The following is a 19,591-nucleotide window of genomic DNA, read 5'->3' on the forward strand; positions in this document are numbered from 1 at the left end:
TAGCAGCCCGATATTCATCGTCAGGCCGTGTCTTTCCAACAAAAATAAAAGGACGCACCACCATGAAGAATTTGAAACGTACGCTGTTGGCCAGTGCGCTGGCGTTGTTGGCCCTGCCGGTAATGGCCGACGCTACTCATCCGAAAATCGGTTTCTCGATTGATGACCTGCGCCTGGAACGCTGGTCCCGTGACCGCGATTACTTCGTCGCGGCGGCGGAGAAAATGGACGCCAAGGTCTTCGTGCAATCAGCCGATGCCAACGAGCAGAAGCAGATTTCGCAAATCGAAAACCTCATCTCTCGAGGCGTCGACGTAATCGTCATCGTGCCGTTCAACGCCACGGTGCTGACCAACGCCGTGGCCGAAGCAAAGAAAGCCGGGATCAAGGTCGTGTCCTATGACCGGCTGATTCTCAACGCCGATGTCGACGCCTACATTTCCTTCGATAACGAAAAGGTCGGCGAGATGCAGGCCAGCGGCGTATTGAAAGCGGCGCCCAAGGGCAATTACTTTCTGCTGGGAGGTGCCCCTACCGACAACAACGCCAAGATTCTCCGTGAAGGCCAGATGAAGGTGCTGCAACCGGCCATCGACAAGGGCGATATCAAGATTGTCGGCCAGCAGTGGGTCAAGGAGTGGAACCCGACCGAAGCCCTGAGCATCGTTGAAAACGCCCTGACCCGTAACAACAACAAAATCGACGGCATCGTCGCCTCCAACGACGCCACCGCTGGCGGTGCGATTCAGGCACTGGCCGCCCAGCAATTGGCCGGCAAGGTACCGATTTCCGGCCAGGACGCCGACCTCGCGGCGGTCAAACGCGTGATCGCCGGCACGCAGACCATGACTGTGTACAAACCACTGAAACTCATCGCTTCCGAAGCAGCCAGGCTCTCGGTGCAACTGGCGCGCAACGAAAAACCGGCCTTCACCTCGCAGTACGACAACGGCAGCAAGAAGGTCGACACCATCCTGCTCACGCCAACGCCGTTGACCAAGGACAACATCGATTTGCTGGAACAGGACGGTTTCTACACCAAGGCGCAGATCGCCGGGCAGTGATCCGGTCGTAAATCTTGATCAGACCTGTGGGAGCGAGCCTGCTCGCGAAGGCGGAGCGTCAGCCAGCAAAGCTCTGTCTGAAAAGGCCCCTTCGCGAGCAGGCTCGCTCCCACCGGGTCAGTGTCTGAGCCTTTGGAATACGAGCTTTCGTTATGTCCGACTATCTGCTGCAAATGAACGGCATCGTCAAAACCTTCGGCGGTGTCAAAGCGCTTAATGGCATCGACATCAAGGTCAGGCCCGGTGAATGCGTGGGCCTGTGCGGCGAGAATGGCGCCGGCAAGTCGACACTGATGAAGATTCTCTCGGCGGTCTACCCCCATGGCACCTGGGACGGTGAAATCCTCTGGGACGGCCAGCCGCTCAAGGCGCAGTCGATCAGTGAAACCGAAGCCGCCGGCATCGTCATCATCCATCAGGAACTGACCCTGGTGCCCGACCTGTCGGTGGCGGAAAACATTTTCATGGGCCATGAGCTGACGCTGCCTGGCGGGCGCATGAACTACCCGGCGATGATCCACCGTGCCGAAGCCTTGATGCGTGAATTGAAAGTGCCGGACATGAACGTCTCGCTGCCGGTTTCGCAATACGGCGGCGGTTATCAGCAATTGGTGGAAATCGCCAAAGCGCTGAACAAACAGGCGCGTCTGCTGATCCTCGACGAGCCCTCCTCGGCCCTGAGCCGCTCGGAAATCGAGGTGCTGCTGGACATCATCCGCGACCTCAAGGCCAAGGGCGTCGCTTGCGTCTACATCTCGCACAAGCTCGATGAAGTTGCCGCTGTGTGCGACACCATTTCGGTGATCCGTGACGGCAAACACATCGCCACCACCGCGATGGCGGACATGGACATTGCGCAGATCATCACGCAGATGGTCGGCCGCGAAATGAGCAACCTCTACCCCAGCGAGCCCCACGACATTGGCGAGGTAATCTTCGAAGCGCGCCGCATCACCTGCTACGACGTCGACAACCCCAAGCGCAAACGGGTCGATGACATTTCCTTCAGCCTCAAACGCGGCGAGATTCTCGGCATCGCCGGGCTGGTCGGCGCCGGCCGCACCGAGCTGGTCACCGCGCTGTTCGGCGCCTATCCCGGCCGTCACGAAGGCGAAGTCTGGCTGGACGGCCAACCGATCGACACGCGCACGCCGCTCAAAGCGATCCGCGCCGGCCTGTGCCTGGTGCCCGAGGATCGCAAGCGCCAGGGCATCATTCCCGACCTCGGTGTCGGCCAGAACATCACCCTCGCTGTGCTCGAGAGCTATTCGAAAATGACCCGCATCGATGCCGAAGCCGAGCTCGGTTGCATTGACCGGGAAATCTCGCGCCTGCATCTGAAGACCGCTAGCCCTTTTTTGCCGATCACCAGCCTGTCCGGCGGCAATCAGCAGAAAGCCGTGCTGGCGAAGATGCTGCTGGCCAAACCACGGGTGTTGATCCTCGACGAACCGACGCGAGGGGTGGATGTCGGCGCCAAATACGAGATCTACAAGTTGATGGGCGCGCTCGCTGCTGAGGGCGTGTCGATCATCATGGTCTCGTCGGAGCTGGCCGAAGTGCTCGGCGTGTCCGACCGCGTGCTGGTGATCGGCGACGGCCAGTTGCGCGGTGACTTCGTCAACCATGAACTCACTCAGGAACAGGTGCTCGCCGCCGCCCTCAGCCAGCCCGGCAGCCATAACAATAATGATCGGAAAACCGCGTAAATGAATCAGGTCAAACAACTGTTCACCCGCTACAAGATGCTCGCGCTGGTATTTGCCGTGGTGTTGATCTGGCTGTTCTTCAGCTGGCAGACCGAGGGTGGCTTCCTCACCCCGCGCAACCTCTCCAACCTGCTGCGGCAGATGTCGATCACCGGGATTCTTGCCTGCGGCATGGTGCTGGTGATCATCAGCGGCGAGATTGACTTGTCGGTCGGTTCACTGCTCGGCCTGCTGGGTGGTCTGGCGGCGATTCTCGACGTGGTCTATCACATTCCGCTGCTGGCCAACCTGAGCCTGGTCGCCCTGTGCGGTTTGGTCATCGGGCTTGCCAACGGCTACATGGCTGCGTACTTGCGCATCCCGTCTTTTATCGTCGGCCTGGGCGGCATGTTGGCGTTTCGCGGCATTCTGCTGGGAATCACCGGAGGCACCACCATCGCCCCGGTTTCGCCCGAGCTGGTCTATATCGGCCAGGGATATCTGCCCCACGCGATCGGCACCGGTTTGGGTGTTCTGCTGTTCGTGCTGACAGTTTTCCTGACCTGGAAACAACGGCGCAATCGTGCCCTTCATGGTCTTGCCGCGCACTCGATGGTGCGAGACGTGGTGCGCGTGCTGGTGATCGGCGCGGTGCTCGCTGGCTTCGTCCAGACCCTCAACAGCTACGACGGCATTCCCGTGCCAGTGCTGCTGTTGCTGATTCTGCTCGGTGTGTTCAGTTACGTGACCAGCCAGACCGTGTTCGGCCGCCGCGTCTATTCGGTGGGCAGCAACATGGAAGCGACGCGCCTGTCCGGGATCAATGTGCAGGCGGTCAAGCTGTGGATCTTCGGCATCATGGGCGTGATGTGCGCCCTCGCCGGGGTGGTCAACACCGCACGCCTGGCCGCCGGCTCTCCGTCCGCTGGCAGCATGGGCGAACTCGACGCCATCGCCGCCTGCTTCATCGGCGGCACCTCCATGCGCGGCGGCTCCGGCACCGTTTACGGCGCCCTCCTCGGCGCACTGGTGATCACCAGCCTGGATAACGGCATGTCCATGCTCGACGTTGATAGTTACTGGCAGATGATCGTCAAAGGCAGCATTCTGGTGCTGGCGGTCTGGGTGGATGTGAGTACGCGCACCGCGCGACGCTGAGGCGTGCAGCAGCGTTCGTCGAACGCAAATGAGGCCTGATCACAGGCCTCACTGTCTCACATCAACGGCGTGAACCGTCGCTTGCGACTGGCTTAAACATGCTTTTCTGCGTTAAAACCATCGGCGTTTTCAAACACTCCCATGAAGCCCGGAACGGTAGTCTCACGTGCCCAGTCACGTTGCAGTTCGCAATACATCTGCACCCGACTGATCAGTTTTGCCCCAGCCTGTTCCATCCGCCGCAATGCGGCCTCATGCGCGGCAACTGAGGTACCACCGACCGCATCGACCGGCACGTAGACTTCATAACCTTCCTGAATCGCGTCCAGCACCGGGAAGGTCAGGCACGCCTCAGTCCACAATGCAGTCATGATCAGTTTGCGCCGGCCAATGGCCTTGACCGCTTGCTTGAACTCGACGTCTTCCCAGCTGTTGATCGAAGTCCGGTCGTAGGTCGGCAGATGCCCCAGCTCATCCTGCAATTGCTGAATCGGCGGCTTGTTGCGCCCGGTCGCAACGTTGACCGTCGAGTGCACGATTGGCAAGTTGTAGTTGACGGCCGCCTTGGCCACGCTGGCGATGTTGAACACCAACTCATCGCGCGGCATGGAGCGGATCGAGGACACCTGGATCGGTTGGTAGTCGATGATGATCAGCGCCGCGTTTTCCGGCGACAGGAGTTGATCGGTGAGCGGGTTGCGGATTGTTTCGCTTGTCATGTGTTGCTCCTGCTTCTAGTTGTCTTTTTACGCCTGGTGAAATGCGAGCGTCCGCTTGATGGCCGGGCGGGCGTTCACTGCTTTCGCTGGCGCGGGAGGGTCACTTCATTCCGGATCACGGCCGCTAGGCCAGTGGTACGGAAGCAGGATTGTGCTGTTGCGGGACTCGTCGCAGTAGTAGCATCGCGTGCGTTGCTGTGTCGCATTTTGAGGAACGCCGATTTGGATATCGAAGAGCTGCAAACCTTTGTAGAGGTGGCTGATGCTGGCGGTATTTCGTCTGCTGCGATCCGGTTGGGCGTGTCCAAATCGATTGTCAGCCGCAGGCTCGCGAGGCTGGAAGCGGAGTTGGGCATTCAATTGTTGGCACGTACGACACGCGGCGCAGCGCTCACCGAGGCCGGAACAACCTTTCGCGAGCATGCCGCCCGAGTCTGTGCCGAAATCGATCTGGCGAAGGAAACGATGTTGCCTTCCGGCGCCCTCGGTGGGCGTTTGAGAATTGCCGCGCCGCTGTCCTTCGGGCCGACGCACTTCGCGCCCATGCTCGCAGAAATGGCTCGTCGCCATCCGCAGCTGCAAATACAGACCTGCTACAGCGATCGCTTCGTTGACCTGATTGCCGAAGGTTATGACTGTGCGATCCGCGTTGGCTATCTACCCGACTCCAACCTGATCGCCAGAGGCATCGGGCCGATTTTCACCAAACTTGTCGCCAGCCCCGATTACATAAAAGCCCACGGCGAACCCGAATCGCCGCAGGCGCTGGTCAACCACGAAGCGCTGATGCAAGCGACCGAAACGTGGCAATTCATGGATGGAAACAAGGTGATCTCGGTGCGCCCGCAAGGACGCTTCAAGGCGGACAACGGTGTGGCGCTGGTCGCGGCGGCGAGAGCGGGTCTGGGTGTCGCCTACCTGCCAGACTGCCTGACTTATGAGCATGTCATCTCCGGTGCGCTGGTGCCGATCATGACCCGATTCCCACCGCCCCCCGCAGGTGCCTACGTGGTTCGCCCACCGGGGCCGCATCCGGCGCGCAAGATTCAGGCCCTGGCTGAACTGCTGATTGAATCGTTTGGCCAGTCCCCACATTTCGCCAAACCCGTTTCTGTTTGATATCCAACCTCGGAAAAAGGAAGTGTCCGATGCCAACGCCTGTGCTCCATCTGTTGTGCGGCAAAATCGCTGCCGGAAAATCCACCCTGGCCCGATCATTACACGCTGAACACTCAGCCATTCTGCTCAGCGAAGATCACTGGTTGGCCAAGCTTTACCCTGAGCAGATCAATTCGGTTGCCGACTACGTCCGACATGCCCGGCAGATCCGTCAAGTGCTCGGCCCGCTGGTAACGGACATGCTCGCTGCGGGAGTTGCCGTGGTGCTGGATTTCCCGGCCAACACCCCGACCGATCGTCAATGGCTGCGCGGCCTCGCAGACGCGGCGCAGGTTGCTCATCGACTTCACTACCTCGAAATCGACGATGACACCTGCCGGCGCCGACTGCATCAGCGCAATGCACGTGCCGAGCATGAGTTCGCGGCGACCGACGCCGAATTCGATCTGATCACCAGCTACTTTAGTGCCCCGGAGGTTTCGGAGGGGCTGGTCGTTGAAGTTCATCGACATTCAAGCGTCTGACCAGCACGTCAATGAATGCATTGCCTTGGCGACTCGCACTGACGCTACATTCAAACGCCATCCACCGCCGGATAATCCACATACCCTTCCCTGCCCTGGCTGAACCAGGTACTCATCTCGCTCGCCACCAGTGGCAACTGCCGGGCGAATCGCAGCGGCAAATCGGGGTTGGCAATGAACGGTCGTCCAAAGGCGATGGCATCGGCAAGGCCCGCGTCCAATTGCGCCTGCGCCCTGGCGAAACCGTAGTCCGAATTGAGGATCAGCACGCCTTTGAACACTTCGCGAATCACCCCGGCCAGCGGCGGTCGTTCCGACTTGCCGAAGGTGCCGTCCAGCGGCGGTTCGCGAACTTCCAGATGAGCAATGCCAATCGATGACAACACTTGGGCCGCGCGGGTGAAAAGTGCTTTGGGATCACTGTCGCGGATGCCCTGCTCATAGCTGCTTGGCGTCAAGCGCACGCCAGTGCGGTCGGCGCCGATGACGCCAGCGACTGCCTCGGTTACTTCTTTCAGCAAGCGGATGCGGTTGTCGATCGAACCGCCGTAGGCATCGGTGCGAAAATTGTCGCTGTCGCGCAGGAACTGGTCGATCAGATAGCCGTTGGCGGCGTGGATCTGCACGCCGTCGAAACCTGCTTCAATCGCGTTGCGGGTGGCCTGACGAAAGTCTTCCAGCAGTGCGGGGATTTCTTCCAGAGGCAGAGCACGCGCCGGGGTATAGGACTGTTTGCCAGCGTAAGTGTGTGCCTGCCCCGGCGCGGTGGTGACCGAAGCGGAAACCGGCTGCCCGCCGCCGAGGTAGCTCGGATGCACCACACGGCCCATGTGCCACAACTGGGCGATGATCCGGCCGCCAGCGGCGTGCACGGCATCAGTGACCTTGCGCCATCCGGTGACCTGTTCGTCAGACCAAAGGCCTGTTGCGTACGGCCAGCCCAGCCCTTGCTGGCTGATACCGATCGCTTCGGAAATGATCAGGCCGGCGCTCGCCCGCTGCCGGTAATACTCGACCATCATTTCGGTCGGAATGTGCTCGCGAGTGGCGCGCGCCCGGGTCATCGGTGCCATCAGGATACGATTGGGCAAATCGAGCGCGCCCAGGCGCAGGGAATCAAATAACGATGTCATGTTCAAGTTCTCAAAAAGGTGGGCTGGGTCAAACCAGGCGGGCGCCGCCGTCGATGTTGAGCACGGCGCCGTTCATGAAGGTGTTGCTCATCAGGAACACCGCTGCCGCGCCAGCCTCTTCTGCTGTGCCGAGACGATGCAGCGGCAGTACCTGCTCAAGAGAAGCAACAAACGCATCCCGCCCTTCGCCCAGTGCCTTGCCCAGAATCGGTGTGTTGATCGGGCCGGGCGACAGCGTGTTGACCCGCACCGGTGCCAATTCCAGAGCCAGACCGCGAGCCAAGGCTTCCATTGCCGCCGACGCAGCGGCGAGCACCGCCGTGCCATAAGCGTTCGGGCGATCGGCCAGGGAGCCGGAGATGAAAGTGATCGAACCGTCTTTTGCCAACCTGTCACCGAGCACACGAATCGCATTGATCGACGCCCAGATGCGCTCATCGAACGCGCGGTGCAGGTAAGCCAGATCCGCCGCGAGTACGGTGCCAGCAACGAACGTCCCGGCGAGCAGCACGAGGTGATCAACCTGGGGAATATCAGCCAGTGCGGTTCCGACAGCGTGGCTGTCAGTCACGTCAGCTGCGCGCCAGCCGTCAAGGCCATGCTCGGCGGCAGCCCGCTCGGCACGCGCGGCGTTCGAACCGATGACGATGACCTTGGCGCCGGCGGCTTTTGCTTGCACCGCAGCGGCCAGGCCGATGCCTGAGGTGCCGCCGAAAATGACCACGGTTTTGCTGGTGAGTGTAGAAGGCAGGGTTTGGCTGATGTTCATGCTGAGTCTCCGTCTGGAACACCTGAGTGGCGTTCGATGGGCAAAGACTACGGCTTGGAAGCCACATTGATAATTGGGCCAGAAGTCGCTTTACTAGTGCCATGAAGGCACAAATTGGATTGGATCGTTTAACCGGGCTTATTGCCTTTGCGCGAGCGGCTTCGCTGGGCAGCTACACGGCTGCGGCGCGAGCACTTTCGGTGTCGCCGTCGGCAATCAGCAAAAGCGTGCAGCGACTCGAAGAGCATTTCGGGTTGATGCTGTTCACCCGCACCACGCGCTCGCTGGTACTCACACCGGAGGGCCGTGACCTGTATGAACGGGCGCTGCGGATTCTGCGCGAAGTCGAAGACATCGATCAGGCTGCCGTCGCCTCCCGCGCCGAGCCTTCCGGCGTATTGAAAGTCACCGCGCCGTTGCCGATTGGCTTGAACATCCTCGCACCAGCCCTGCCGAGGTTTCGCGAGCAGTACCCAAATCTGACTATCGATCTGCGGCTCGGCGACCAATATTCCGACATCATCGAACAAGGCATCGACGTCGCGGTTCGGGTTGGCAACCTTGCCGACTCGCGGCTGATTTCCCGGCCGTTGGGGCCGCATCGAATCGGCGCGTTTGCCTCACCGGATTATTTGAAACGCAGGGGCGTGCCGCTCACGGCGGAGGATCTTGTGCAGCATGAGTGTGTGAATTTCCGCTATCAAAGCACTGGGCAAAGTCTGCGCTGGCCTTATCAGACCGCTGACAAGCAACTGGAACTCGCGCCGGACGCGGCGTTCACCGTTGATGCCAGCGATGCGGTGGCGGCAGTTGTGGCTGCTGGCGGCGGTATCGGCATCTCGCCGCATTATGTGGCGGCAGCGTATGTTCGCCGGGGCGAACTGATCCCCGTCCTGCCGCAGTTCACCGTGGAGCGCTTCACCATTACCGCGTTGTGGCCGGAGAGCCGTCGCGGTAGCCCGAACGTGAAAGCGTTTACGGCGTTTCTGGTTGAGCTGTTTCCGTCGACACCGCCATGGGATGAGATCATTGATCAGGTGACAGCCGCGAGACAGCAATAACCCTTTGGTTGTGTATTGATCCGCAGCCCCTCACCCCAGCCCTCTCCCAAGGGAGAGGAAGCCGATTTGTATGCTGTTCAAATCCTGAGTCAGGTCCGGTAGTTCTATTGTGTGGTGTCACGCATGCCGTTCATATTGGCCAGCGCCGAGGTTATCATCGCGCCAAAGCCGCCGAGGACATCCGCCCATGCCCGCCATGAAAACCCGTCCTACCCCCGCGCCACTGCTCAAGCCCGGCGAAACCGTGGTGCTGTTCGACGGCGTGTGCAAACTGTGCAACGGCTGGGCGCGCTTTCTGATTTGCCATGATCGCCAGCGCCGCGTGCGTCTGGCGGCGGTGCAATCGCCCGAGGGCCAGGCCTTGCTGGCGTGGGCCGGTTTGCCGCTGGATGAGTTCGACACCATGGCGGTGATTCGCGACCGGCATTACTGGGAGCGCTCGGATGCATTCCTGGAAGTGGTCGGGCAATTGCCGGGGCGCTGGCAACCGCTGAAACTGCTGCGAATCTTCCCACGTCGCCTGCGCGATTGGGCCTACGATCGCATCGCCCTGAATCGCTATCGGCTGTTCGGCAAGTACGACACTTGCCTGCTACCAACAGCGGATCACGAAAGTCGTTTTCTAAAGGCCCACGGCTGATCCGATCAGTTGCAGCGGCGTCATCTTCGTCACCATCATCAGCACGATGACAAACATCCCCGCGAACCCGGCGATGCCCATCCAGAACCACCAGCGGTAAGTGCCCGCGTAGCGATCATCCAGAGGCAGGCCACCCTCGCCCGCGCTCAGCGCCAGGCTCTGCAATCGCTTTTGCAGCACCAACACCGGCAGCCACAACGCGCCAACGCAGAAGAAAATGATCAGCGAAGTCAGCAACCACTCAATGCTCATCGACAGCCCGGAAAGCCGCACGAGCAGATAGCCGGTGACAACCTGGACAAACCCTGCAGGCGTGGTGATCCACGTGTCGAAACGCACCACCATCCGCGCGACATGGGCGATCACCTGCGGGTTGCCGCTGCGGCTGGCGGCGATCAGGTAGAGGTAGGAACCCATGCCGAAACCAAACAGGAAAATCGCCGCGATTACATGCAGGTACTTCAGGCAGAGATAGAGCATCTCAACGCTGCCCTTCGCGGAACTGAATCGACAGGCTCAGATTCGTCGGATCATTGATCGCCGCCAGATATTCGTCGACGCTGATTTCGCCAACACACGGTCGCGCGCCAGATTCCGGCACATAACCCCGAGCCATTTTTGTGGCGAGGGCGACGGCGGCGCAGCTGGGGATTTCCGGGCCTTTGTCATTCAGCGCGGTGAGTTGCGCGGTCATGCTCAGTGGTTGGCCGTCGACACCGATGCCGTGAACATCAATGTACATCGCGCTTTTGCCATCACCGAAACGTTCGAACCACGTACCCAATCGATGCAGGCGCGCCGCCCAGCGCAGATGATCGCGCACCAGACCGAAGCGCAAGGCTTGCGCCAGCAAGGCGTTGGCGAGACCGCCGAGTTTCAGACCGGCACCGGCCTTGAAGCGCAGCGTCTGCGCGCCATAGCGCTGGGCGAATATGTCCATGTCCGGCACATCGACATTGGCCAGCACCCGCGTGCCCAGTTGCGGCATGCTGCGCAGGGTCAGGTCGAGCCAGCCCAATACTTCGTGAGTATGGCCATTGTGCAATTGCCTGATTGGTTTGCCGGCGTAGGCGAGCACGCCCTCGACCGTGGACAGCCCCGGCATCTTCGCCGAGGAAGAAATGCCATGCTCGATCGAATCGATTCGCGCAAAGCGCTGGCGCTGATGATCGATGATTGCCGAAGACAAGGTCGGCACCGAACTGCAACCGCTGAGCACGGCGACGCCGGCCTGTCTGGCGCGGGCATCAAGCACATCGATGCCGTTGACGAAGGTACGGCAGTCAGCCAGATCGCAATAATTCACACCGGCGCTGATGCAGCTTTCAGCAACCGCGCAGGACTGCCCCTGAAACGGCCCGCCGGTATGCACCACCAACTGAATATTCAACTCGCGCAACGCCGATTGGAACGCGGCGCCCATCGCATCGCCGCACCAGCCTTCGCACGTACGGCCTGATTGCGCTTGCAGCTCATCGACCTTGCGCTGCAACTTGCACGCATCGCGGCCCGACAACACCAACTCAATCTCTGGCACCAGCGCCAGATGCCGACAAACGATGCTGCCGAAATTGCCGTAACCACCGACGACCATCACCCTGAATGCCATTGCCCTGTCCCTGTTCCAGCCCAAACGTGTGGCGCAGAGGATATAGGCCGCAGCGACGATCAGAAATTTATTTTGAAACCGGGTATCGCTACGTCCGCTCGCCCATGCAAAAAGAATGAACCCAAAGCCCCTCTCGTCGCCTAACGCACAGACCATCAGGAGTTAAGCCTATGCAAATCGAAACCGTGTGGATCGTATTGGCGGTCATTCTCGTGCTGATCGAGCTTTGGGCCATCAACCGGGTGCGTAAAAGCGAGGGGAAATCGAGCAATAAAGGCGTGTGGATCGTGCTGATCGTGTTCGTACCGCTGTTTGGCCTGATCGCCTGGGCGTTGGCGGGGCCCAAGCATATCGGCCATGGTTCGGCTTCCCAAGCCAACAGATAGGGCGTGGGCCAACGCCCATCTCCAGCATCACCAACAGCCCGGCATTCGCCGGGCTTGTTATATGCAATGCTTGCCCAGCGGATATCTTGCAAGCTGCACGAAAGCGTTGTGCCTGCTCCTCCGCCAGCCCTTGATTTAGACGTGGTACGTTCAATCGGCGAGTTGGCATGAGTCATGCGATAGCCTCTCCTTGAATACACAGCAGCGCGAAAAAAAGAACGCTGTGTTCAATCCGTGAACAGCAGAGGCCACAAAAAATGAATGCCATCGACCTTCTCAAAGCCGACCATGAAAAAGTCAAGGCCATCCTCAGCCAGTTGAGCGAGTCCACCGACCGGGCGCTGAAAAAACGCGTCGAGTTGCTGGGCAAACTGGAAATGGAAATCACCCTCCATACCCGCCTGGAAGAAGAGATCCTGTATCCCGCGTTCAAGGAAGCCGGCAGCAAGGAAGAAGACATCATGTACTACGAAGCCAAGGAAGAGCACCGCACCGTCGACTCGCTGGTACTGCCTGACTTGAAAGAAACCGATCCGGGCACCCCGGAATTTGCCGGTCGGGTCAAGGTGGTCAAGGAGTTGCTGGAGCACCACATCGAAGAGGAAGAAGAGGAAATGTTCCCGAAAGCGCAAAAGCTTCTGGGCAAGGCCAAGCTCGAGGAACTGGGCGCGCAAATGGAAGCCCTGAAGGCGAGCCACAAAAAGGAAATGGCGGCCAATAACATCGCCGCGTAAAGTGCTGAAGACACCAAGGCCCGGCAGCGATGCCGGGCTTTTTTGTGGCTGACAGCAGATTTATCGTATGGGCGCAATCACGAGCACACCGCAAGCCCTGTAGGAGTGAGCCTGCTCGCGATAGCGTCAGGTCAGGCAACCAGCGGAGAGCGACACTCCGCTTTCGCGAGCAAGCTCGCTCCCACATTGGATATGTGGTGTGCGGGAATTCCTGAGCAAACCGCGAAACCTGTGGAGTGTCCGCCGACTTCCAGTCCGGACGCTTTGCTGGATGCGCGAGTAGCGCACACCCCCTGTAGGAGCTGCCGAAGGCTGCGATCTTTTGATCTTGTTTTTCACAATCAGAAGATCGCAGCCTTCGGCAGCTCCAGGTTTTACGGTGTTTTTGAGTCAGTGTTCCGCCGGGACCAGGGCTTTGCTTGCTGAGCGTGTGCAATTGCAGAACGCCCGGCGCGCCCGTTTCGGGGATGCGGATTGCGTTGGCCATGTTCAGCACCTTTGCGTCATCAATCGTTGAGCTCCATTGCTGCAACTGATGCAGCTATCCGAGCAGCCACTCCCCACTTAAACGCTAATCGAACGCGCCGTTGAGCACCTCATAGATCAGCCCGGTGGCCAGCGCAACGAGGATCAGGTCGGTGCCCACCTGCTGCCATTCATAGCCGTCATAGTGAGGCAAGTGGCCGAGCAAACGCCCGTCCAGCTTCTTGGCGATACCCGGCGGCAGCGGTTTGCCGCGCGCCAGATTCTTTTGAATGCCCGGTGGCAGCGGCGGCCCTGGATTCCAGTATTCGCCACGATAGCCACCAATAATGCCGAGAATATTGCCGCGATCAACGCTAGGGCCGCCGCCCCGATTGCCGGAGGATGGCTGCCCCTTGTTGCCCTGCCCCTGACCGCCCGAGCCCTGTTTGCCGTGATCCTGCATATTCTGCGGTTTGCCCTTGCCGTTGCCCTGGCCGCCTTGACCACCCTGGCCCTTGCCGTTGCCGGGGTCGGCCAGTGCCGTCGTGCTGCCAACCACCAGCGCGAGGCAGGACAACGCTGCAACCAATGTGCGAGCTTTTCTCATATGCGGTTCCTTTGGTTCGCCGTGCTCTTGAGTCTGGGAGCATTGTGCTCAGCTTAGTGGATTTCTCCTTGCTGACCACTCGGCCTTGCGTCAGGATTCCCACCCTCTCCAGCCCCGATCAAAAAAACCATGAATCGTCAAAAGAAGCTGCAGCAGTTATTCAAGGAAAAAGCCAAAAAGGCCAACGCCAAACTGGCGCCGAAAAAACCCAAGTACATCTGCAAGGCCGACCGTCTGAAGCTGGAAGCCGAAGCTGCGCAGGCATCAGGCGAGCACGTGGAAAGCTGAATCAGGCTGTTTGCCGCGACGTAAGCCAGGTCATCAGCGCCGCCAGCACCAGCAAAACCGCGCTGGCGAGAAACGTCAGCCGATAACCACTGCCGTCGAACAGCAGACCGCCGACGGTGGACCCCGAAGCAATCGACAACTGCACCACCGCCACCATCAGCCCCCCACCCGCTTCCGCATCGTCGGGCAACGTGCGCGCCAGCCACGACCACCAGCCCACCGGCGCCGCTGTCGCAATCAACCCCCATAATCCCAGCAACACGAACACTGCGACCACAGAGCTGCCCAGCCCGATCAGCGCGACCGCAATTATTGCCATCAGCAACGGGATAGCGATCACCACACGATACAGGCCTTTCTTCAGTACCGAGCCGATAATCGCAGTGCCGATGAACCCGGCCACACCGATGACCAGCAGAATCATTGACAGCACAGAAACCTCGACCCGGGTCACGGTTTCCAGAAACGGCCGCAGGTAAGTGAACAGAACGAACTGGCCCATGAAGAACATGCCGGCGCTGAACATTCCGAAAGCGACCCGGCGGTCTTTGAATAACGCAAAGACGTTGCCTGCGCTCGCCTTGCGCGGTACAGCCGGCAGCGTCGGCAAGCTGATCCACTGCCACAACAGCGCAATCAATGCGACCGGAATCAGACAGAAAAACGCCCCGCGCCAGCCCATCACACTGCCGAGATAACTGCCCAATGGCGCCGCCACCACCGTGGCCAAAGCGTTGCCGCCATTAAAGATCGCCAAAGCCCTGGGCACGCTGGCCGACGGTACCAGACGCATGGCCAGGGCCGCCGACATCGACCAGAAACCGCCAATCACCACGCCGATCAAGGCGCGGCCGATCATGTACACCGTGTAGTTCGGCGCCAGGCCGACCACCAGGCCAGACACACACATCAGCGCCGTCAACAGCAGCAACAGCGTCTTGCGATCCATCGCTGCGGCGAGCCTGGCAATCGTCAGGCTGGTCAGCACCGCGAAGGCGCCGGAGATGGCAATCCCATAACCGGCCAGACCTTCGCTGATCTGCAGATCAGCCGCCATCGGTGTGAGCAGACTGACCGGCATGAATTCGGAAGCGATCAGCGCGAAGACACACAGCGTCATCGCGAACACGCCGCTCCAGTACGCCGATTGCTCGCCGGTTGCAGATACGCCCAAAGATTGGGCTGTCGGGTTGTCGATTACGTGGGCCGTCATCAGAAACCTGCCTTGGGATGAGAATGGGTCGAAGCGTTTTTGCTGCGCTACTCAGTCCGCAAAGCTTGACGGATTGCGTTTGACTTGATTAGTAGCGGTAATCTTCATGTGCTTTTGAGAAAAATTCAGCAATGAGCAACGCCAAAGTCAACGACCTCCAGGCTTTTCTTGCGGTGGCACAGGATCAAAGCTTTACCAAAGCCGCCGCCCGCCTTGGCGTCACTCCGTCTGCGCTGAGCCATACCATCCGTGCGCTGGAACAGCGTCTCGGGATTCGCCTGCTCGCCCGCACTACACGCAACGTGTCGCCGACCGAGGCTGGCGAACGCTTGATGCGTTCGATTGCGCCGCTGTTCGCGCAGATCAGCGCGGAGCTGGAAGCCTTGGGCGAGTTGCGCGACAAGCCCAGCGGCACGATCCGCATCTCGTGCACCGACGACCAGATCGAATTGTGCATTCGGCCGATGCTCGCAGGCTTCTTGAAGAACTACCCGGACATCACCCTGGAGTTTTACGTCGACTATGGCTTCACCAATGTGGTCAAGGAACGCTTCGACGCCGGCATCCGCCTGGGCGAGTCGATCAGCAAAGACATGATCGCCGTGCGCATCGGCCCGGACTGGCGGCTGGCCGTCGTCGCGTCCCCCGACTACTTCGCCCGCCACCCGGCGCCGGCCACGCCCCATCAGTTGATGGAGCACACCTGCATCAACATTCGCCACAAATCGGCCGGTGCGATTTACGCCTGGGAGTTTGCGCACGAGGATCATGACTTCAGCGTCAAGGTCGAAGGGCAACTGGTGTTCAACAGCATCCTGCATGTGCTCAATGCCGCCGTGGATGGCATCGGCATAGCCTACGTGCCCGAGCAACTGGTGGCGCCGTATCTGGCCGATGGGCGACTGCTGGAAGTGCTGGCTGACTGGTGCCCGACCTTTCAGGGGTATCACTTGTATTACCCGAACCGGCGTCAGGGCTCGGCGGCATTTGCAGCGTTTGTCGAGGCGCTGAAGTACAACCGCTGAGACCACATTCGCAGAGCCAGACACCGATCCCACAAGGCTTGACCGGTGTTGGCACGATCGCGAGCACACCACAAAAACTGTGGGAGCGAGCCTGCTCGCGAAGAGGTCAGGTCTGGCGATTCACCTGTGTCTGATACACCGCTTTCGCGAGCAGGCTCGGTCCCACAAGGTTGACCGGTGTTGATTGCGTGTGAAGCAGAGGGCAGCCACCCAATCTGAATTTTCTTGCCATTAAGCCCCCTAAAATCCCAAGCGGTCGATACACGCCCGCCGATGCTAGGAGGGTCAACACGCATGTCGGATACTCAGGCGCCTTCGCGGCGAAACTCACACGAATCTACCCAGGCGCTTTTGAGCCGTTTGCTCATGGCCCGCGGTCCCGGCGGTCAGGAGGACGAGGTCCGGGCGATCTGCCTTGAGGAGCTGGGGCGCCATTGCGATGAGGTCTGGACCGATCGGGCCGGCAATGTCATCGGCCTGCTGGAGGGGAGCGAACCGGATCCGGAAGGCAACAATGCCGTGCGCATCATGGGCCATATGGATGAAATCGCCATGGTGGTCAAACGCGTCGAGCCGGACGGGACGTTGCGGTTGGTCGCTTTGGGCGGCGCGAACCCGGTGAACTTCGGCATGTGCCCGGTGGATATTCTCGGCGACACGCAAACCCTGCCCGGGGTGCTGTCGTTCGGTTCGATGCACGCCACGGCAGGCTCGCCGCAGGGCAAGGATGTGATGAGCGGCGCGGTGGAATGGAAGGACGTGCACATCATCACTCGCCAAAATCCGCAAACCCTGCAAGACATGGGCGTACGTCCCGGCACTCGCGTTGTACTCAGCCAGCACTGGCGCACGCCGTTTCGGGTAGGCGACGCCACCGCCGCGCATTTTCTCGATGATCGTGCGCCCGTAGTTGCCATGCTCCAGGCCGCCGAGCAGCTGAAGCACAGCCACACCCAATTGCGGCACGACACCTACTTTGTCTTCACCACGCTCGAAGAAGAAAGCAACGCCGGCGCGATGTACGCCGCTGCACATTTACCCGGCGATATCACGATTGCCGTGGAAGTCGGACCGGTGCTGAGCGAATACGCAACGCGACTGTGCGCCGATCCAATCATCGATACCGGCGATCAGAAAGGCTATTACTCACGCGGCGTGGTGTTGGCCCTGGCCGACGCGGCCAGGCGTTGCGGTTTCAATCCGCAGTTCGCCCTGCTGGTGGATTTCGCTTCCGATGCCAGCGCGGTAATGAGCTCCGGGATCAGCGCTCAGGCCGGATGCGTGGCAATTCCGACGGAAAACACCCATGGTTTCGAACTGGTGGTCGATGGCGCGATTGAAGCGTGCGCAGCAACGCTGGTGGAATATTTGCTAGGCCCGCAAAACGAGGTGCCGAGTTGATCGCAGCACCGTAAGAAGGGAGGCCCCTTGCAGGCCTCCCTTTTCTGCTCAGCGTCAGGAGGTGCCCAGACCCTGCGACAGATCCGAAGACGAAGGCCGCGCCGGATCCGGCTTCGGTTCCGCTTCGGTTTGCTCGGTGGTTCTGGTCACTGTGTCGCGCACCGCTTCGTAGCCCTCCTGGGCTTTTTGCTTGGCTTTATCGACCACGCCCGCGCTGGTGCGGCCCATGTAGCGCTGCTCGGTGGAGGTGGTCGGCAAGGCTGCGCCAAGCAAGGCACCCAGCGCGACGCCGGCGGCAGCCACCATCAGCGGCTGCTCCTTGAGCAGATGACTGAATTGCTGTCCGAGCACCTGCGAGTTGCGCGTCAGCCGATCCCCAGCGTCGTGCATCGCATGGGTCAGATTTTCCTTGGCGGCGCCGACGTTGTCACCGAGGTGGCTGGCCTTGCCTTTGAGCGATTGATAACCCTCCTTCAGCGAATCGGTGGTGGAGTGCAAATGTGCGCGGGCGCTGTCGATACCGTCCGCCAGACCGTCCGCCCACTCGCCGGCCTTGTCCTGATCCGGCCCGCTGCGGTACGTCGGTTGCGGCACCGGCGGCCGGTTCTGACTGATCATCAACCAGAGCAGCCCGACCGAAGTCAGCACCGCCGGCACGGGGTTATTGCGCACGCTGGTGCCGAGGTTGGTGAAGAAGGTCGAGCCGTTGCTCTGCATCATCCCCCAGGCCTGATCGATCATCTGCCCAGGAGTGAACTTGCTTTCCAGTTGATCGACGATGTTGCCGATGCTGGCGCGCTGCGCATCGATTTCACGCTCGATCTGCTCCGGGCTCTTTTCCGCTTCGATATCCAGTTCGCTTTTCATGAGACTTTCCTCCGCAGCGCTTCCTGATCCTTGTTCAAGGCGTCGAGGGTGCGATCAGGTTTGAAATGGGATGGCTCGAATTGCTTTTTCCCCGATTGCAGCATGGCAAAACCGATGATCATCACCACCACGCCAACGATCAGCGCGGCCAGCCACGGCGCCATGAACATGCTCAACCCGTAGACCGCCGACAGCAGCAGGATGATGAAGCCCGCGAGAAACACGATCGCACCGCCGGCAACCGCAGCGAGACCGGCCTTCAGGGTGGTGAGGCTGTTATGCAGTTCGGCTTTGGCCAGGGCCAGTTCCTTGGTGAACAGCGCTGGCACTTCCCGGGACAGTTGCCGCAACAAGCCGACCACTGACGCGTCATCCGTTTGGCCGAGGGGTCTGGCCCCGCTCAGATCAGATTCATCTCTGTTCATCACAGTTCTCCTTTGGCGTCGGGTGCATGCGGTACGGAAGCCGCTGCGAAATCAGAGGGGTGATCGTGTTCGTTGGGTGAAGTCGGGGTGATGCCGGTGGCAAGTCCCGGGTTGGGTTGGGTCGATGAGGCCATTGACGATTCATAAGGCCGTTGCGCGCCGTAATCCGCCGGCGGTGGCGTTGATGTCGTGCCAGCGGCCGGATCGTGTTCCGCGCTGACAGTCGCCGCCGCAGCCGTGCCCGCCTTGAGAAACCGCGACAGGCCGAAGCCGATGGCAATGCTGCCGGCAATGAACAAACCCGGATTGCTGCGCGCCAGATCCGCCGCATCGTGCAGCAACTGCTCGGCACTCTTGCCACGCAGATTGCCCGCCAGCCCGGTCATGGAATCCGCCATGTCGGCGATGTAGTCGGACATGCCCAGCGCGTCCTTGTCCTGCAGCTCCGAAACGAAGCTTTTCGCACCTTGCGCCAGCGCTTCGATTTGCTCGGCCGCCGTGTCCCGGTACTGGCCGAATTGGGCATCGGCTTGCTGACGGGCACCGCCCAGCGCTTCGTTGACGTTTTCTTTCAAATGATCAAAACCCTGTTCAGGCTTGCTGTTTGGATCGCCTGATTCAAAGCCTGCCCTGCTGTCTGAAGTGTTCATGTCGCCCCTCGCCTTCTCACTGAAAACGCAAAAACGGGACTTCACG

At 60.3% G+C, this 19,591-nt stretch carries 22 protein-coding genes; 12 read left to right on the forward strand and 10 right to left on the reverse strand.

Going from position 1 to position 19,591, the window contains the following annotated elements:
- Window positions 1-62: 62 nt before the first annotated feature.
- The 3 genes from xylF (at window position 63) to VNV36_RS13070 (ending at window position 3,910) form a co-directional block, all read left to right on the forward strand.
- Window positions 63-1,064: a D-xylose ABC transporter substrate-binding protein gene (gene xylF / locus VNV36_RS13060; RefSeq protein ID WP_325718121.1), complete on the forward strand. Its 1,002-nt coding sequence runs from the start codon at window positions 63-65 to the stop codon at window positions 1,062-1,064.
- 152 nt (window positions 1,065-1,216) lie between these two features.
- On the forward strand, window positions 1,217-2,773 hold the full coding sequence (xylG, locus tag VNV36_RS13065; protein ID WP_325718122.1) for a D-xylose ABC transporter ATP-binding protein: 1,557 nt from the start codon (window positions 1,217-1,219) through the stop codon (window positions 2,771-2,773).
- A complete protein-coding gene (locus VNV36_RS13070) occupies window positions 2,774-3,910 on the forward strand; it encodes a sugar ABC transporter permease (RefSeq protein ID WP_325718123.1) in 1,137 nt (378 codons plus the stop codon). It begins immediately after the preceding gene.
- A 92-nt stretch (window positions 3,911-4,002) separates the two neighbouring features.
- Here VNV36_RS13070 and VNV36_RS13075 read toward each other — a convergent pair whose 3' ends face one another.
- Entirely contained in the window at window positions 4,003-4,629 is a 627-nt protein-coding gene (locus VNV36_RS13075) for a hydrolase (protein ID WP_325718124.1), read from the reverse strand.
- A gap of 222 nt (window positions 4,630-4,851) precedes the next feature.
- On the opposite strand from VNV36_RS13075, the gene VNV36_RS13080 reads away from it, so the two are divergent.
- Together VNV36_RS13080 and VNV36_RS13085 are read left to right on the forward strand one after the other, a co-directional pair.
- The gene (locus VNV36_RS13080) at window positions 4,852-5,748 is read left to right on the forward strand and encodes a LysR family transcriptional regulator (RefSeq protein WP_325718125.1); all 897 of its coding nucleotides are present in this window, start codon (window positions 4,852-4,854) and stop codon (window positions 5,746-5,748) included.
- 29 nt (window positions 5,749-5,777) lie between these two features.
- Window positions 5,778-6,272: a P-loop nucleotide/nucleoside kinase family protein gene (locus VNV36_RS13085; RefSeq protein ID WP_325718126.1), complete on the forward strand. Its 495-nt coding sequence runs from the start codon at window positions 5,778-5,780 to the stop codon at window positions 6,270-6,272.
- Window positions 6,273-6,322: 50 nt separating this feature from the next.
- On the opposite strand, the gene VNV36_RS13090 is transcribed toward VNV36_RS13085, so the two are convergent.
- Both VNV36_RS13090 and VNV36_RS13095 read right to left on the reverse strand, forming a co-directional pair.
- Window positions 6,323-7,405: an alkene reductase gene (locus VNV36_RS13090; RefSeq protein ID WP_325718127.1), complete on the reverse strand. Its 1,083-nt coding sequence runs from the start codon at window positions 7,403-7,405 to the stop codon at window positions 6,323-6,325.
- A gap of 28 nt (window positions 7,406-7,433) precedes the next feature.
- Window positions 7,434-8,174 (reverse strand): SDR family oxidoreductase, encoded by a 741-nt coding sequence (locus tag VNV36_RS13095; RefSeq protein ID WP_325718128.1) that lies wholly within the window; start codon window positions 8,172-8,174, stop codon window positions 7,434-7,436.
- A 26-nt stretch (window positions 8,175-8,200) separates the two neighbouring features.
- Between VNV36_RS13095 and VNV36_RS13100 the strand changes: the two genes are divergently transcribed.
- Window positions 8,201-9,235 (forward strand): LysR family transcriptional regulator, encoded by a 1,035-nt coding sequence (locus VNV36_RS13100; RefSeq protein ID WP_325718129.1) that lies wholly within the window; start codon window positions 8,201-8,203, stop codon window positions 9,233-9,235.
- A 187-nt stretch (window positions 9,236-9,422) separates the two neighbouring features.
- A complete protein-coding gene (locus VNV36_RS13105) occupies window positions 9,423-9,875 on the forward strand; it encodes a thiol-disulfide oxidoreductase DCC family protein (RefSeq protein ID WP_325718130.1) in 453 nt (150 codons plus the stop codon).
- Here the strand turns inward: VNV36_RS13105 and VNV36_RS13110 are convergent.
- Both VNV36_RS13110 and VNV36_RS13115 read right to left on the reverse strand, forming a co-directional pair.
- Window positions 9,858-10,355 (reverse strand): DUF2269 family protein, encoded by a 498-nt coding sequence (locus VNV36_RS13110; RefSeq protein WP_325718131.1) that lies wholly within the window; start codon window positions 10,353-10,355, stop codon window positions 9,858-9,860. The genes VNV36_RS13105 and VNV36_RS13110 overlap by 18 nt on opposite strands.
- A gap of 1 nt (window position 10,356) precedes the next feature.
- A complete protein-coding gene (locus VNV36_RS13115) occupies window positions 10,357-11,484 on the reverse strand; it encodes a saccharopine dehydrogenase family protein (RefSeq protein WP_325718132.1) in 1,128 nt (375 codons plus the stop codon).
- A gap of 170 nt (window positions 11,485-11,654) precedes the next feature.
- On the opposite strand from VNV36_RS13115, the gene VNV36_RS13120 reads away from it, so the two are divergent.
- Together VNV36_RS13120 and VNV36_RS13125 are read left to right on the forward strand one after the other, a co-directional pair.
- The gene (locus tag VNV36_RS13120; RefSeq protein ID WP_325718133.1) at window positions 11,655-11,870 is read left to right on the forward strand and encodes a PLD nuclease N-terminal domain-containing protein; all 216 of its coding nucleotides are present in this window, start codon (window positions 11,655-11,657) and stop codon (window positions 11,868-11,870) included.
- A gap of 257 nt (window positions 11,871-12,127) precedes the next feature.
- On the forward strand, window positions 12,128-12,604 hold the full coding sequence (locus tag VNV36_RS13125; protein ID WP_325718134.1) for a PA2171 family ribosome-binding persister protein: 477 nt from the start codon (window positions 12,128-12,130) through the stop codon (window positions 12,602-12,604).
- Window positions 12,605-13,175: 571 nt separating this feature from the next.
- Here VNV36_RS13125 and VNV36_RS13130 read toward each other — a convergent pair.
- Window positions 13,176-13,676, reverse strand: coding sequence for an anti-virulence regulator CigR family protein (locus tag VNV36_RS13130; RefSeq protein WP_325718135.1), 501 nt, complete (start codon window positions 13,674-13,676; stop codon window positions 13,176-13,178).
- Window positions 13,677-13,805: 129 nt separating this feature from the next.
- On the opposite strand from VNV36_RS13130, the gene VNV36_RS13135 reads away from it, so the two are divergent.
- A complete protein-coding gene (locus VNV36_RS13135; RefSeq protein WP_325718136.1) occupies window positions 13,806-13,964 on the forward strand; it encodes a DUF2986 domain-containing protein in 159 nt (52 codons plus the stop codon).
- A gap of 1 nt (window position 13,965) precedes the next feature.
- On the opposite strand, the gene VNV36_RS13140 is transcribed toward VNV36_RS13135, so the two are convergent.
- Window positions 13,966-15,177, reverse strand: coding sequence for an MFS transporter (locus VNV36_RS13140; protein ID WP_325718137.1), 1,212 nt, complete (start codon window positions 15,175-15,177; stop codon window positions 13,966-13,968).
- Between the two features lie 131 nt (window positions 15,178-15,308).
- Here VNV36_RS13140 and VNV36_RS13145 point away from each other — a divergent pair, with 131 nt between their 5' ends.
- Window positions 15,309-16,202 (forward strand): LysR family transcriptional regulator, encoded by an 894-nt coding sequence (locus VNV36_RS13145; RefSeq protein WP_325718138.1) that lies wholly within the window; start codon window positions 15,309-15,311, stop codon window positions 16,200-16,202.
- Window positions 16,203-16,568: 366 nt separating this feature from the next.
- Window positions 16,569-17,603, forward strand: coding sequence for a M28 family peptidase (locus VNV36_RS13150; RefSeq protein ID WP_325718139.1), 1,035 nt, complete (start codon window positions 16,569-16,571; stop codon window positions 17,601-17,603).
- A 54-nt stretch (window positions 17,604-17,657) separates the two neighbouring features.
- Here VNV36_RS13150 and VNV36_RS13155 read toward each other — a convergent pair whose 3' ends face one another.
- From VNV36_RS13155 to VNV36_RS13165, 3 genes are read right to left on the reverse strand one after another with little or no spacing between them, the layout of a single operon-like run.
- Window positions 17,658-18,470, reverse strand: coding sequence for a DUF3618 domain-containing protein (locus VNV36_RS13155; RefSeq protein ID WP_325718140.1), 813 nt, complete (start codon window positions 18,468-18,470; stop codon window positions 17,658-17,660).
- Window positions 18,467-18,895 (reverse strand): phage holin family protein, encoded by a 429-nt coding sequence (locus VNV36_RS13160; RefSeq protein ID WP_325718141.1) that lies wholly within the window; start codon window positions 18,893-18,895, stop codon window positions 18,467-18,469. The genes VNV36_RS13155 and VNV36_RS13160 overlap by 4 nt, the downstream gene beginning before the upstream one ends.
- The gene (locus VNV36_RS13165; protein WP_325718142.1) at window positions 18,895-19,545 is read right to left on the reverse strand and encodes a hypothetical protein; all 651 of its coding nucleotides are present in this window, start codon (window positions 19,543-19,545) and stop codon (window positions 18,895-18,897) included. The genes VNV36_RS13160 and VNV36_RS13165 overlap by 1 nt, the downstream gene beginning before the upstream one ends.
- Between the last annotated feature and the right edge of the window lie 46 nt (window positions 19,546-19,591).

The organism is Pseudomonas sp. (genome assembly GCF_035554175.1).
In the GTDB taxonomy this organism is placed as follows: Bacteria; Pseudomonadota; Gammaproteobacteria; order Pseudomonadales; family Pseudomonadaceae; genus Aquipseudomonas.

What these genes read in the sequence shown, in the direction of transcription:
- xylF (WP_325718121.1), top strand. Translation starts at nt 63, where the DNA reads ATGAAGAATTTGAAACGTACGCTGTTGGCCAGTGCGCTGGCGTTGTTG.
- xylG (WP_325718122.1), top strand. Translation starts at nt 1,217, where the DNA reads ATGTCCGACTATCTGCTGCAAATGAACGGCATCGTCAAAACCTTCGGC.
- VNV36_RS13070 (WP_325718123.1), top strand. Translation starts at nt 2,774, where the DNA reads ATGAATCAGGTCAAACAACTGTTCACCCGCTACAAGATGCTCGCGCTG.
- VNV36_RS13075 (WP_325718124.1), bottom strand. Translation starts at nt 4,629, where the DNA reads ATGACAAGCGAAACAATCCGCAACCCGCTCACCGATCAACTCCTGTCG.
- VNV36_RS13085 (WP_325718126.1), top strand. Translation starts at nt 5,778, where the DNA reads ATGCCAACGCCTGTGCTCCATCTGTTGTGCGGCAAAATCGCTGCCGGA.
- VNV36_RS13090 (WP_325718127.1), bottom strand. Translation starts at nt 7,405, where the DNA reads ATGACATCGTTATTTGATTCCCTGCGCCTGGGCGCGCTCGATTTGCCC.
- VNV36_RS13095 (WP_325718128.1), bottom strand. Translation starts at nt 8,174, where the DNA reads ATGAACATCAGCCAAACCCTGCCTTCTACACTCACCAGCAAAACCGTG.
- VNV36_RS13105 (WP_325718130.1), top strand. Translation starts at nt 9,423, where the DNA reads ATGCCCGCCATGAAAACCCGTCCTACCCCCGCGCCACTGCTCAAGCCC.
- VNV36_RS13110 (WP_325718131.1), bottom strand. Translation starts at nt 10,355, where the DNA reads ATGCTCTATCTCTGCCTGAAGTACCTGCATGTAATCGCGGCGATTTTC.
- VNV36_RS13115 (WP_325718132.1), bottom strand. Translation starts at nt 11,484, where the DNA reads ATGGCATTCAGGGTGATGGTCGTCGGTGGTTACGGCAATTTCGGCAGC.
- VNV36_RS13120 (WP_325718133.1), top strand. Translation starts at nt 11,655, where the DNA reads ATGCAAATCGAAACCGTGTGGATCGTATTGGCGGTCATTCTCGTGCTG.
- VNV36_RS13125 (WP_325718134.1), top strand. Translation starts at nt 12,128, where the DNA reads ATGAATGCCATCGACCTTCTCAAAGCCGACCATGAAAAAGTCAAGGCC.
- VNV36_RS13130 (WP_325718135.1), bottom strand. Translation starts at nt 13,676, where the DNA reads ATGAGAAAAGCTCGCACATTGGTTGCAGCGTTGTCCTGCCTCGCGCTG.
- VNV36_RS13135 (WP_325718136.1), top strand. Translation starts at nt 13,806, where the DNA reads ATGAATCGTCAAAAGAAGCTGCAGCAGTTATTCAAGGAAAAAGCCAAA.
- VNV36_RS13140 (WP_325718137.1), bottom strand. Translation starts at nt 15,177, where the DNA reads ATGACGGCCCACGTAATCGACAACCCGACAGCCCAATCTTTGGGCGTA.
- VNV36_RS13145 (WP_325718138.1), top strand. Translation starts at nt 15,309, where the DNA reads ATGAGCAACGCCAAAGTCAACGACCTCCAGGCTTTTCTTGCGGTGGCA.
- VNV36_RS13150 (WP_325718139.1), top strand. Translation starts at nt 16,569, where the DNA reads ATGGCCCGCGGTCCCGGCGGTCAGGAGGACGAGGTCCGGGCGATCTGC.
- VNV36_RS13155 (WP_325718140.1), bottom strand. Translation starts at nt 18,470, where the DNA reads ATGAAAAGCGAACTGGATATCGAAGCGGAAAAGAGCCCGGAGCAGATC.
- VNV36_RS13160 (WP_325718141.1), bottom strand. Translation starts at nt 18,895, where the DNA reads ATGAACAGAGATGAATCTGATCTGAGCGGGGCCAGACCCCTCGGCCAA.
- VNV36_RS13165 (WP_325718142.1), bottom strand. Translation starts at nt 19,545, where the DNA reads ATGAACACTTCAGACAGCAGGGCAGGCTTTGAATCAGGCGATCCAAAC.